Raw genomic sequence first — 12597 nt, forward strand, 5'->3', positions numbered from 1 at the left:
CGAATTGTTTTGAGGAGTGAAGGATTAAATGGCAGATGATATAAAAATTGCACACCATGATCATCATGAGGTTGCTTTTTTAGAAAAAGAACTTAGACATATTTCGGGTATTATCAAGCAAAAAGGGCGACAAATTTTAAATGCCTATACAATAACTCCCCCACAGTTTGTGGCACTTCAATGGCTCTTGGAGCAAGGAGATATGACAATTGGCGATTTATCAAATAAAATGTATTTAGCTTTTAGTACAACGACCGATTTAATCGATCGTATGGAAAGAAGCGAACTTGTTCAAAGAATTCGTGATGATCAAGATCGTCGTGTAGTAAGAATACATTTATTAAAAGAAGGCGAACGTATTATTGAAGAAGTAATAGCTAAAAGACAACAGTACTTAGAAGACATACTAAAACAATTCAACAAAGACGAAGTAGCAAATCTATCAACATTATTAGAAAAATTACACCAAGAGATGAAAAAGAACTGAGGAATTAAAATTGAAAGCCCCGATTGGCGTTATAGACTCTGGAGTTGGCGGTTTAACAGTCGCTAAAGAAATTATGCGACTTTTGCCGAATGAAGAAATTATTTATATTGGAGATACTGCAAGATGTCCATATGGACCGCGTTCGAGCGGAGAAGTACGTAAATTTACATGGCAATTGGCAACTGCTTTATCTAAAATGAATATTAAAATGTTGGTCATTGCTTGTAATACAGCAACTGCCGTTGCACTTGATTCATTAAGCAAAAAAATGCCTTTTCCAGTGATTGGAGTTATTTTTCCAGGCGCTCGTGCTGCAATGAAAGCTACAAAAAAAAATGAAATTGTAGTCTTAGGTACAAGCGGTACAATAAAAAGTGGGGCTTATGAAGAGGCTATAACTGCTCTGAATTCATCGAGCAAAGTTATACCACTTGCATGCCCTACTTTCGTGCCTCTTGTGGAAAGCAATGAGTATGAAGGGGAATTTGCCCGTAATATGGTATACAATACGTTACTTCCATTAAAAAACGAACAATTTGATACGGTCATCCTTGGCTGTACCCATTATCCTTTATTACAAAAATATATTGAGGAAGCTGTTGGCCCTCAGGTGAAGGTGCTTTCTTCCGCAGAGCAAACAGCCCAGGAAGTATTAGAGTACTTGGATTATCATGAGATGCATAATCCACTTTCGGGTTACAAACAGCCGGTATTCTATACAACTGGATCTATTCCAATCTTTAAGACAATTGTCGAAAAGTGGTTAGTACTGCAAAATGCAGATGTAAGAACAATTTCATTTACATGACCCTGTTAACTTGAGAATCCTCGAATAGCGGGGTCTTATTTTGCTTGAAGTGTAATATAAAGGAGAAGTATATGACAACAAGAACTGATGGTAGAAACGTAGATCAATTAAGGGAAGTACAAATAGCAACGGATTATTTAATTCATCCAGAAGGGTCCGTATTAATAACAGTGGGACGAACAAAGGTCATATGTAATGCAACTATTGAAGATAGAGTGCCGCCTTTTTTAAGAGGACAAGGCAAGGGCTGGATCACTGCGGAATATTCTATGCTTCCACGAGCGACACAAGCTCGTACACAACGTGAAGCTTCAAAAGGTAAAGTAACTGGTCGGACAATGGAAATACAACGCCTAATAGGACGAGCATTGCGTTCAGTAGTAGACTTAGAAAGTATAGGAGAGAAAACCATTTGGATCGACTGTGATGTAATTCAGGCGGATGGAGGCACAAGAACAGCTAGTATAACAGGAGCATTTGTTGCTTTAACGATTGCTCTTGGTAAACTGTATGAAGAAAAGAACTTGCCGGTATTTCCAGTACGTCATTATTTAGCTGCAACAAGTGTTGGTATTATTGAAAATGTTGGTGTTGTATTAGATTTAAACTATGAAGAAGATTCATCAGCAGCAGTAGATATGAATATCGTTCAAACGAGTGATGGGGAATATGTGGAACTACAAGGTACTGGTGAAGAAGCAACTTTCTCCAAAAAAGAGTTACTGGAACTACTTGAGTATGGTGAGGTTGGTATTAAGCAGTTAATGGACATTCAACGTTCTGCGCTTGGTGAATTGGCTCATAAAATCGGTGATAAAGGTCAGGTGACAAAATGAAAAAAATAATTATTGCTACTAAAAATAAAGGAAAAGCAAAAGATTTTGAAGCATTATTTGGACCTCTAGGCTACGAAGTTTTAACTTTGCATGATGTTGCGGAGGATATGGATGTAGAAGAAACTGGCACTACATTTGAGGAGAATGCATTGTTAAAGGCGACAGCATTAGCAAAGCGTCTACAAACGATCGTGATAGCTGATGATAGCGGACTAGAAATTGACGCGTTAGATGGACGTCCAGGCATCTATTCTGCGCGATACGCTGGAGAAGAAAAAAGTGATGAAGCAAATATCGTAAAAGTGCTAAAAGAGCTTGAAAACGTAGAAGATTCGAATCGTACAGCAAGATTTGTATGCGCGATTGCAGTCGCTTCACCTTCTATGGAACCAATTACAGTTAGAGGGACTTGCGAAGGCATCATTGCAAAAGAAAAAAAAGGAAGCAATGGTTTTGGATATGATCCGGTATTTTATGTTCCATCTGAAAATAGAATGATGGCTGAACTATCTGCAGAAGAAAAAGGTGCAATTTCTCACAGAGGAAATGCGATTAAAAAACTGTCTGTCAAACTTCCTGAGTTTTTGAAGAGCGAATAGGTAATAGAATGAAATTATTAATAATTAGTGATACCCATCAGGATACTAAAACAATGGAACAAGTAATACAACACCACAAGGAAGTGGATATGATAATCCACTGTGGAGATAGTGAACTGGAATTTTCATACTTTGAAGATAAACCAATTTATGTTGTTCGTGGGAATTGTGATTTTGATTCACAATTTCCTGAGGAGCAGGTTTTAAAAGTAGAGGACGAAATTGTTTATGTTACACATGGGCATAAACATAAAGTGAAATCGACACTTATGCCACTTAGTTATCGAGCACAGGAATTAGCTGCATCCATTGTTTGTTTTGGTCATTCTCATTTAATTGGTGCGGAAATGAACAATGGGGTTCTTTTTGTGAATCCAGGTAGCCTACACCAGCCACGTGGTCGTAAAGAAAAAAGCTATGCAATTGTCGAAAAATTTAAGGATGGATGGAATGTATTTTTCTATTCCTCGGAACATATTATTATTGAAAATATAATTTTAAAGTTTTATTGAAATAGCGTTGACTTAATTCAAAATAGATTATATAATAAATCTTGTCTTTCCTATCTGTGTGGTGGGGGAGTACTGGTCTCAGTAGCTCAGCTGGATAGAGCAACGCCCTTCTAAGGCGTCGGTCGGGAGTTCGAATCTCTCCTGGGACGTAAACAAATAATAATCCAATCTTTATACATCAATGTTTAGAGCGATTGGGGTAAACGTTTAGGATTTGTACCTAATCAAATATCCTTTCTAAATATTGAACGAAAAAACCTCCTATTCTAATGTTTAGGAGGTTTTTTTGTGTCTTAAATATTCGATATTTCCTTTTCATTGTTTTTACTTATAATAATTTGAAGTAATCGGTGTAGTATATTGCATTTTTATTTATTTTCCGCTTGACTTTGTATAGAAAATAACAGATAATATATATTGTCTTCCTACTATTTGGGTAGGCATGTAATATTGTCTCAGTAGCTCAGCTGGATAGAGCAACGCCCTTCTAAGGCGTCGGTCGGGAGTTCGAATCTCTCCTGGGACGTTTTCTATGTATAACCTAATAACATGAAAAAGCGTTTAAAATGTTGTTATATCAACATTTTAAACGCTTTTTCTTTTTGTATTTAATTGCAATTAAGTAATAACGGATATTTTTTTAGCAATATGGTTCCATTGATTAAGCCTTCGAATTTCGCCTAAGCAAAAAAATGTATATAGAATATTTATACATAATCGGGATTGGGGGGCTTAAGTGGATACAATCACAAATTATGTGGATCTGTGTAGAAAAATCGATACTATTGAAATGCATTTACAACAAATTAATGTGGATTTAGAGCTTTGGTATGGGAGAAATAAGCTGTCATTTACTGTTGGTGAAAGCCAGGATATTGTCCATACTACACAAGTAGGTAACATTCAGGATTTACGAAACAAAAAAATTAGGCTCCTAAAGATGCATGATTTTTATTTAGAAATTAAGAGAGAAAAAGAAAAAAATAAAACCATGCTGAAGGGGTTAAATTATCAAATTTCTCGAATGAAATATAAAGAAAATAAATCATACAAACAAATTGCCGACGAATTAAACCGGCATATACAAAATTAATGATGAACGAGCATCTCATAGAGGTGCTTTTTTATATTCTTATTATAATTTTAAGTTTAGTTACTAGGCGTTCTACATTCTTCTTTTCATTCATATATTTCCATTATAATGTACAGAATATTTTGTCTTATCTTTATTTTCGTTTATAATTATTTTAAACCAATAATATTTTCTTTATATCATATTTAGTTTACTAGCATAACTTACTTATATTTTAATAACTTAAGAATAAGAGAGAGGTGTATCTATTTTGAAGACAATTTATACAAATGGCACTTTCTATACGATGAATTCTCTTAAACCTACTGTACAGTCTATCGTTGTTGATAACGATAGAATTTTGGATATGGGAACACACGAAGATATGATTCTGCAATGGGGGAGAAACGGAACACCCATTATAAACATGGAAGAAAAAACTGTAATCCCAGGTTTGATAGACAGTCATCTTCATATTTCAAGTGTAGGGATTAATTCTCTGGAGCTTAATCTTATTGGCATTAAATCTAAAGATGAATTATTAGCTGCAATTAAGAAAAAAGCAAGCACATTATTGCCGGGAGAATGGATTTTAGGTCGTGGGTGGGATGAAAACATTTTTCCTGATAAACGAATTCCTTCCATACAAGAACTGGACTATGTAGCTCCTTACTTTCCGCTTTTTTTACCTCGAATATGTGGACATGCATTTTTAGTAAATAGCCGTGCCCTTTCACTTTGTGGATATCATACCAATATGGTCATTCCATATGGTGGCACTATTGTAACTGACCCTACTAGTCATAAGCCTACTGGCCTTTTGCTTGAAACCGCTTCAACCCTCATTACAAAACATATACCCCAAAAAAGTTACTCCCAGTTAAAAGAAGCCTTAAAAAATGCTCTTCAAGATGCAGTTAGCCTTGGTTTAACAAGCATACACACAAATGACCCGAATTATTTAGGAGGTGCAAGTCAAACTTACAAGCTATTCAATGAGCTTGTTAATAAAGAAGGCATCGGTCCTAGAAGTAATCTTTTAATTGACTATGATTATTTAGAAGAATTAAAAGCATCTAGTATGTTTACAGGTTACGGAAATAATAAAGTGATGATCGGAGCAATCAAGCTTTTTGCGGATGGCGCATTAGGAGGCAGAACTGCTCTTCTTTCTCAGCCCTATGAGGATGATGGAAATAACCTTGGAAATGCAATGTATGATAATGATGAACTTTTTCAAATTATAAAAGATATCCGCGAAAATAATATGCCTGTTGCAATACATACTATTGGTGACCAGGCTTTAATAAATGTTTTAGATATTTTGGATTTATTCGAACCTACAAGATTTAGAGATAGACTCATACATGTATCTATTTTAAATGAAGTATTGATGGAAAGACTAAAAGGTTCACATCGAATTTCAGATGTACAACCAAAGTTTGTAACAAGTGATTACCCATGGATTATAGATAGATTAGGAGAATCCAGAGCCAAGTTTGCTTATCCATTTAAAACACTGTTACAAAACGGGGTATTGTGTGCAGGTGGTTCTGATGCACCAATCGAACCGTTAAATCCATTGTTAGGAATTCATGCAGCTGTGACACGCAAGAAAAGAGAAGAGACTCACGATGGATATAATGCGCAAGAGAAATTGTCCATGTATGAAGCAATTCAACTTTTTACGTTAGGAGGTGCTTACGCAACAAACGAGGAATATGAGAAAGGAACACTTGAAAGAGGAAAACTATGTGATATGACGGTACTTTCACAAGATCCGTTTCGTATGAAGAGTGCTGATGAGTTGTTGACTACTAAAGTAGAAATGACGGTAATCGGCGGTGAAATTAAATACCGAAATAACGAACTATAACTAATAGGGGAGGACATTGAATATGGATGCTCTACTTGAAACAATCGTTGGTTGGCTATGGGGATTACCACTAATTTTCACTGTTTTATTCGTCGGGTTATATTTCACCATTGGAAGCAAGCTATTCCAGTTCGGGTATTTACCTCATATCTTTAAATCTACCTTTGGTAAAGTATTTTCAAAGCGAGACAAGTCGAAAGATTCGAAAGGAATATTAACTCCATTTCAAGCGGTAAGTACAGCAATTGGTGGAAGTGTAGGAGTTGGAAATATCGGGGGAGTTGCTACAGCCATCGCAATTGGAGGTCCTGGAGCAGTTTTTTGGATGTGGATTACAGCACTTCTTGGCATGATTACGAAAACCGTAGAAGTATCATTATCTGTTTACTACCGCAACACAGATGAAAAAGGAAATCCGTATGGCGGGCCAACCTATTACATGGAAAAAGGGCTTGGGGAAGAAAAGAAATTTAAATATTGGAAAGTGCCTGCCATTTTATTTGGTTTTGGAATCTTTACAACGTTTTTTATTACGCTTCAAAATTATACTATTTCTGAAGCATTAAGCTCTTCCTTTAATATTGGCATGATTCCCGCTTCCCTTATTTATTTGACAATTATTTATATCATCATTTACGGTGGAATCAAGCGTATTGGTGAAATTGCCTCTTTACTTGTGCCTTTCATGTGTATGTTTTATGTTATTGCTGGTCTATTTATTATTTTTAAAAATTACTCCGAAATCATTCCTGTCTTTGGTTTAATATTTGACAGTGCATTTTCTGGTATGGCAGCTGTCGGCGGTTTTACTGGTGCGGCTATTGCTCAAGTAATCCGTATGGGTGTAGCGCGTGCCGTGTATAGTAATGAAGCTGGATGGGGAACTTCACCAATGATTCACTCAACAGCGAAAACGGATCATCCTATTAAACAAGGTATGTGGGGAGCAGTAGAAGTTTTTGTTGATACGATGATTGTTTGTTCGATAACAGCTTTTACAATTATCATTACCGGTGTTTGGTCTTCTGGATTAGATGGGGCCGCATTAACATTGTCTGCGTTTGAAATCGGAATCGGTGAATTCGGTCGTTATATTATCACTATATCAATTTTCTTATTTGGGCTTACAACTTCTACCGGATGGTATACGTACTATGAAATCTTATTAAGACACATGTTTAAAGACGAGAAAAAGGTTACGCTAAAATATAAAATTCTAACCCTTTTCAAGTGGCTGTATCCAATTCCTGGTTCATTGATGGTTATTTACGCTGTAATGTATAATCTTCCAGGAAAAGCAGTTTGGTATTTTGCGGACATAACTACTGCCATTCCGACATTTGTAAACTTAGTTGTTATATTATTTCTTAGTAAAAAATTCTTTGAATTACTTCAAGATTATAAGGCTAGATATTTAAATATTGGAGTAGTTGACCCGAATTTTAGTGTCTTTTATGAAGATAAAGTGAAGAAAGGGAATAAGTAGAGAACATTTAAAACCGCAAAGATTAGACTTTGCGGTTTTTTCACAATTAATTATTCATATTCGACAAACATGGACTATGTTCATTTGGCATATCTGGCATTAGGGCAAGGGAATAGTTTTCCCCAATCTATGCCTAGTTTTCAAAAGCTTTTAATGTGCATTATCTCGTACAATCACGCTAAAGTTTTTGCCTTTGTTGTTCTCTTTCTTGTTGCGGGCTTTTTCTTTTTCGTTTTATCCAGGGAAGCTTGTAGAGCGGACATTAAATCTGTCACATTGGAAGGGGCAACAGGTTGTTTTTCATCTGTTGCGGTCACTATTTGATTGCCAGATTTCTTTTCCTCAATTAATTCCATTAGAGCGGTTCGATAATCATCAGTATACTTTTCAGGTGCGAATGTTGTTGTTAACTGATCGACCAATAATAAAGCCGTTTCGAGCTCCCGTTGAACAACATTTTCTTCACTAGGGATATTAGGGACATCTTGAACGCTTCTAACTTCGTCCGGATAATGTATCGTTTCCATCAATAGTGTCTCTTTATATACTCGAACTATCGCCAACTGCTCTTTGGATCTAATAATAATTTTCGCTACGCCAATTTTTCCTGACTCGAGTAAAGCCTTTCTTAAAAGGGAGTAGGCTTTCCCTCCACCGCTATCTGGTGCCATGAAATAACTACGTTCAAAATAAATAGGGTCTATTTCTTCTAACTTAACAAAGTCGATTATTTCTACCGCTTTATCCTCATTTTCTCTTTTTAATTTCTCCAGTTCTTCTTCATCCAAAATGACAAATTTATTTTTGGAGTATTCATATGCTTTTACAATATCTTCGCTTTTTACTTCTTGTTTACACCCTTCACAAACTTTTTGATAACTAATAGGTGTATGACATTCTTTATGGAGTTGTCTCAATTTAATATCTTTGTTTTCTGTTGCAGTGTGAAGCTTAATTGGGATATTAACTAATCCAAAACTAATACTTCCTTTCCAAACTGTATGCATGTGCATTCACCACTTTTTCTTTTTCTTCTTACTATGCAATCTTTTGTTTGTTTTTATGTATTAGGATTGCTAATTGTTCAAAAGCTAAGTAAAAAGAAAATGCAGGTGAAAAAGTTGAAACCAATGCTTTTAACAGATGCAACGGAAATTCCATTAGGAAAAGACTGGTTGTATGAAACAAAATATGATGGTTTCCGGTGCATTTTAGAGTGGGAAAGTGAACCAATACTTAAAAGTAGAAATGGAAAAATACTTAATTTGATGTTTCCGGAGATTATTGATTTTTGCCATAAAATGTATGAACAAATTAAATCTTACTTGCCTATAACACTTGATGGCGAATTGGTTCATTTGACGAATGATATTAATAGTAACTTTTCTGTTGTCCAATTGAGAGGACGAATGCGCAATAAGGATGTCATTCAAAACCATATGGAACAGTTTCCATGTCATTATATAGCTTTTGATCTCCTTGTTAATAAAGGAGAAGATCAATTCGATCTTTCGCTTACAAAGCGAAAACAACAATTGAAAAAACTATTTCAAAAACTACATCTTCCTCTCTCCATAAATTATGAAAATGTACAGCGACTTCAGGCAATAGATGTTTACATGGATTATGAAAGCTTATGGAATCAAATAGTGGTGAATAATGGGGAAGGGGTAATCGCAAAGAGAAAAAATAGTATGTGGATTAGTGAGAAGCGCACCGGTAACTGGTTGAAAATAAAAAACTGGAAATTTGTTAGTGTAATTCTAACCAAATTTGATAAAAGTAATAATTTTTTTCATGGTGCTGTTTACTTGAACAAGGAGCTTGTGGAAATTGTCACTTTTCTTCACGGACTGAAGGAAGAAGAGTTAAAAACATTGTCAAAACTCTTTCAAACCAATGGGAAGAAAGTAAATAAAAATATTTGGGAAATAGAACCTTCCATATGCGTGGATATAGCATGCATAGATTTTGATGGGAAAAGTTTAAGAGAACCAAGATTCCATCAATTTAATTTTGAAAAAGAACCACTTGATTGTCAGTGGCAGCACATGCAAAGACAACTATTTCCTTTACCTGAAAAGGTCACAATAACTCACCCGGACAAACCTGTTTGGCTGGCTAGTGGTGTACAAAAAGATGATTATTTATTTTATTTGCAAAATATTTCATCCTTTATTCTTCCTTTTTTACGTGATCGACAACTTACAGTCATTCGTTATCCACACGGAGTTCCGGGTGAAAGTTTTTATCAAAAAAATTTCCCGGATACAGTTCCGGATTTTATTAAAACAGAACAGCTGGAGGATAATCGTTATGTGATGTGTAATGATGTGGAGTCTTTGCTTTGGCTTGGAAATCAGCTAGCGTTAGAATTACATATTCCTTTTCAGCCTATATATACTTCAAAACCGACTGAAATCGTATTTGATCTCGATCCTCCTTCAGTTAATGAGTTTTCCATGGCGGTTGAAGCAGCGTTAAGAATGAAAGCCATTTTTGATCATTTTGAGCTTCCATCTTTTGTTAAGACTTCTGGTGGTAAGGGGCTACAGATTTATATCCCATTACCTTTGAACGCGTATTCTTATGAAGATACGCGCGTGTTTACAAAGTTTGTTTGTGATTTTTTATGTGAGCAGGAACCACAGTGGTTTACAACCGAACGCCTTAAAAAGAACCGTAAAAACAAATTGTACTTGGACTATGTACAACATCACGAAGGAAAAACGATTATTGCACCATATTCTACTAGAGGAAACGAGCATGGCTTTGTTGCAACTCCATTAAAGTGGGAGGAAGTAAGTGACTCACTGAAACCAGATTTTTTTACCATCCCTTCTGTATTAGAACGTATAAAAAAAATTGGCAATCCGTTTCGAGACATTCGTCAAGTAGTTGAGGAGCAAAAATTTGAAAAAGTTCTACATCAGATAAAAGAGGATTAAAATTACTCATAATTACCATTGATTAAAAACGTATGTTCGGCATATAATAAGAACAAACGTTCTTAAGGAGAGGTTAATGTGAAGAAAGAAATTTCGAAGTACATGCGTTATGGACAATTACTAGATGTAATGTATCTATCGAGAAGTGGTGAGGTGACGAAAAGGCGAATAAAGGTTTTGAAGTTACAAGGAGAATCATTTCAAGCGTATTGTTTTACTCGAAATGCAAAACGAACATTTCTTATGGGCAATGTTCTTGCATGCATCCCTGTCATTAACAGAGAGAAGGATGTTATCTAATGTCTTCCTTTGATGATTTCATGCATGAAAAACTGGACTTATCGAAAGTGCAGGATAGAGGTTCTAAAAAGTGGGTGGCGATGATGTTGCCGGAACATCTCAAGCTTATTAGACAATATAATGACGACTCCAAAAAAATTCCTAAACCTGAATTAAATGAGTGGGATCTAGAAGCTATACAAGAATCAATCGAACTAGCGATGAAAAGGAATGTAGAAGTAAAACTCAAAATATGGAAAGCTGGTGAATTTACTATTTATGTTGGGAAGGTGATATGGGTGGACTTAAATCGAAGAGTAATTGAAATGGAAGATACATTCCAATCATTCTCTTTGAGATTGGATGAAATAGTCGATATCACCGTATTAGAATAGAAAGAAGGTTCTTGCTGTGGATAAAGAGAAAAAAGAGGTAGAAATGAATGAGTTAATAGAAGAATTGATGAATCAATACCCACAACAAAATATAATGGATGCACTCAATTATTTATCCTCGTCTTTTCTAAACGAGGGCAAGAAAAATTCGAAGCAAAAATACAATACATAAAGGTCATTTAGGAATGACCCTTCAGGTTGTAGACAAAAGGAAGTTTGCTAATGGTCTCGTTAATTATTCTGATTTTTACTCACTTTCTATATACTCAAGATTATTTTTCCTGAGTATATAGAAATAATAAAGTAGCATTTTATTGGTTTGGAGAAGCGTCCGCTCGACTCCTGCGGGAAAAGCGAGACAGACGAGACCCTGCAGGAGCGTGTAATAGGAAGGAAGGCTAAGTGCGCCTCTTCCTGAGGCAACGCCTTCATGACCAACATCGTGTTGGCCCAAGCGGCTCGGCGCTCGCCCGCGGAAAGCGAGTGGTAAGCTTCGGAAAACCAGTATATCCTCTATAAAAATAAATTCGAATTTGTCTACAGTCTGAAAGGTCATTTAGGAATGGCCTTTTTAATATTACTTATTTCTCATTATGAAAAACATATTAAAATATGTGTTTAACTCGACTAGAGGTGGGAATATAAATAGTGAGCTTGATTACCAAGCTTTAAAAAATATGAAGGAGGAATTAACATGGCAAACAACCAGAACAATCGCAACAGAAACAACAATGGAAACATGAGTGTCGAAGAAGCGGGACGTAAAGGTGGAGAAGCTACCTCCAGAAATCATGACAGAGATTTTTATGACGAAATTGGACAAAAGGGTGGAGAAGCTACCTCCCAATATCGAGATCGCGACTTTTATGAAGAAATCGGTCAAAAAGGCGGAGAAGCTCGGAGTAGACAGCGTAATAACGACGATTAATGTGTGATGAACAATTAAAAACTAACAACTTAATAGATAAATAAAGTTATATTGTAACTCAAAGACAACCATAGTTGTTTTTCAACTATGGTTGTCTTTTTTTATGATTGAATAGATTATATTGGAGGATTGTTATGATCGGGATTTCAAGAAAATAGTAAGCACTCACCGAATAAAGAGGGAGAATAGCGACCGAAATTGCATCTTCGGGAGCTTACAAGATTAAATAGGACAAAATTTATTCTCAAATTATCCATAATGCTATAAACAAGTCTTCAAAAGTTGCAGGAGGACGACGGACAGACTATAGCCACAAGATTATCGAAAAAAGAGGGGAGGGGGGGGGGTTGGACTGAACCCCCCCCCCCCCT

Annotated in this window: 14 protein-coding genes and 2 tRNA genes; 15 read left to right on the plus strand and 1 reads right to left on the minus strand. The window is 35.8% G+C overall.

The annotated features are described in order from the left end of the window. The first annotated feature begins 28 nt into the window (after positions 1-28). From WAX74_RS06895 to WAX74_RS06940, 10 genes are all read left to right on the plus strand, one after another. Positions 29-487: a MarR family winged helix-turn-helix transcriptional regulator gene (locus WAX74_RS06895; protein ID WP_336496923.1), complete on the plus strand. Its 459-nt coding sequence runs from the start codon at positions 29-31 to the stop codon at positions 485-487. A gap of 10 nt (positions 488-497) precedes the next feature. Then, positions 498-1295 (plus strand): glutamate racemase, encoded by a 798-nt coding sequence (racE, locus tag WAX74_RS06900; RefSeq protein ID WP_336496924.1) that lies wholly within the window; start codon positions 498-500, stop codon positions 1293-1295. 71 nt (positions 1296-1366) lie between these two features. Continuing rightward, on the plus strand, positions 1367-2131 hold the full coding sequence (rph, locus tag WAX74_RS06905) for a ribonuclease PH (RefSeq protein WP_336496925.1): 765 nt from the start codon (positions 1367-1369) through the stop codon (positions 2129-2131). After that, on the plus strand, positions 2128-2730 hold the full coding sequence (locus WAX74_RS06910; RefSeq protein WP_336496926.1) for an XTP/dITP diphosphatase: 603 nt from the start codon (positions 2128-2130) through the stop codon (positions 2728-2730). Before rph ends, WAX74_RS06910 begins: the two co-directional genes overlap by 4 nt. A gap of 8 nt (positions 2731-2738) precedes the next feature. Then, positions 2739-3242, plus strand: coding sequence for a metallophosphoesterase family protein (locus WAX74_RS06915; protein ID WP_336496927.1), 504 nt, complete (start codon positions 2739-2741; stop codon positions 3240-3242). Positions 3243-3317: 75 nt separating this feature from the next. Next, a tRNA-Arg gene (locus tag WAX74_RS06920) sits at positions 3318-3391 on the plus strand. A 303-nt stretch (positions 3392-3694) separates the two neighbouring features. Continuing rightward, positions 3695-3768 (plus strand) — tRNA-Arg (locus tag WAX74_RS06925). 210 nt (positions 3769-3978) lie between these two features. Next, positions 3979-4335: a hypothetical protein gene (locus WAX74_RS06930; protein ID WP_336496928.1), complete on the plus strand. Its 357-nt coding sequence runs from the start codon at positions 3979-3981 to the stop codon at positions 4333-4335. A gap of 247 nt (positions 4336-4582) precedes the next feature. Next, positions 4583-6190 carry an amidohydrolase gene (locus WAX74_RS06935; protein ID WP_336497077.1) on the plus strand — a complete coding sequence of 536 codons (1608 nt, stop codon included), beginning with the start codon at positions 4583-4585 and terminating at the stop codon, positions 6188-6190. A gap of 22 nt (positions 6191-6212) precedes the next feature. Further along, positions 6213-7676, plus strand: coding sequence for an alanine/glycine:cation symporter family protein (locus WAX74_RS06940; RefSeq protein WP_336496929.1), 1464 nt, complete (start codon positions 6213-6215; stop codon positions 7674-7676). Positions 7677-7849: 173 nt separating this feature from the next. Here the strand turns inward: WAX74_RS06940 and ku are convergent, their stop codons facing one another. After that, positions 7850-8683 (minus strand): non-homologous end joining protein Ku, encoded by an 834-nt coding sequence (gene ku / locus WAX74_RS06945; protein WP_336496930.1) that lies wholly within the window; start codon positions 8681-8683, stop codon positions 7850-7852. Positions 8684-8797: 114 nt separating this feature from the next. Between ku and WAX74_RS06950 the strand changes: the two genes are divergently transcribed. From WAX74_RS06950 to WAX74_RS06970, 5 genes are all read left to right on the plus strand, one after another. Further along, the gene (locus WAX74_RS06950; RefSeq protein ID WP_336497078.1) at positions 8798-10624 is read left to right on the plus strand and encodes a DNA ligase D; all 1827 of its coding nucleotides are present in this window, start codon (positions 8798-8800) and stop codon (positions 10622-10624) included. A gap of 78 nt (positions 10625-10702) precedes the next feature. Further along, the gene (locus WAX74_RS06955) at positions 10703-10924 is read left to right on the plus strand and encodes a transcriptional regulator (protein WP_336496931.1); all 222 of its coding nucleotides are present in this window, start codon (positions 10703-10705) and stop codon (positions 10922-10924) included. Continuing rightward, positions 10924-11298, plus strand: coding sequence for a YolD-like family protein (locus WAX74_RS06960; protein WP_336496932.1), 375 nt, complete (start codon positions 10924-10926; stop codon positions 11296-11298). Before WAX74_RS06955 ends, WAX74_RS06960 begins: the two co-directional genes overlap by 1 nt. Positions 11299-11314: 16 nt before the next feature. Further along, positions 11315-11470: a hypothetical protein gene (locus WAX74_RS06965; RefSeq protein ID WP_336496933.1), complete on the plus strand. Its 156-nt coding sequence runs from the start codon at positions 11315-11317 to the stop codon at positions 11468-11470. Positions 11471-11992: 522 nt separating this feature from the next. After that, positions 11993-12226, plus strand: coding sequence for a KGG domain-containing protein (locus WAX74_RS06970; protein WP_413788933.1), 234 nt, complete (start codon positions 11993-11995; stop codon positions 12224-12226). Positions 12227-12597 lie beyond the last annotated feature (371 nt).

Origin of the sequence: Psychrobacillus mangrovi (genome assembly GCF_037104765.1) — a bacterium.
In the GTDB taxonomy this organism is placed as follows: domain Bacteria; phylum Bacillota; class Bacilli; order Bacillales_A; family Planococcaceae; genus Psychrobacillus; species Psychrobacillus mangrovi.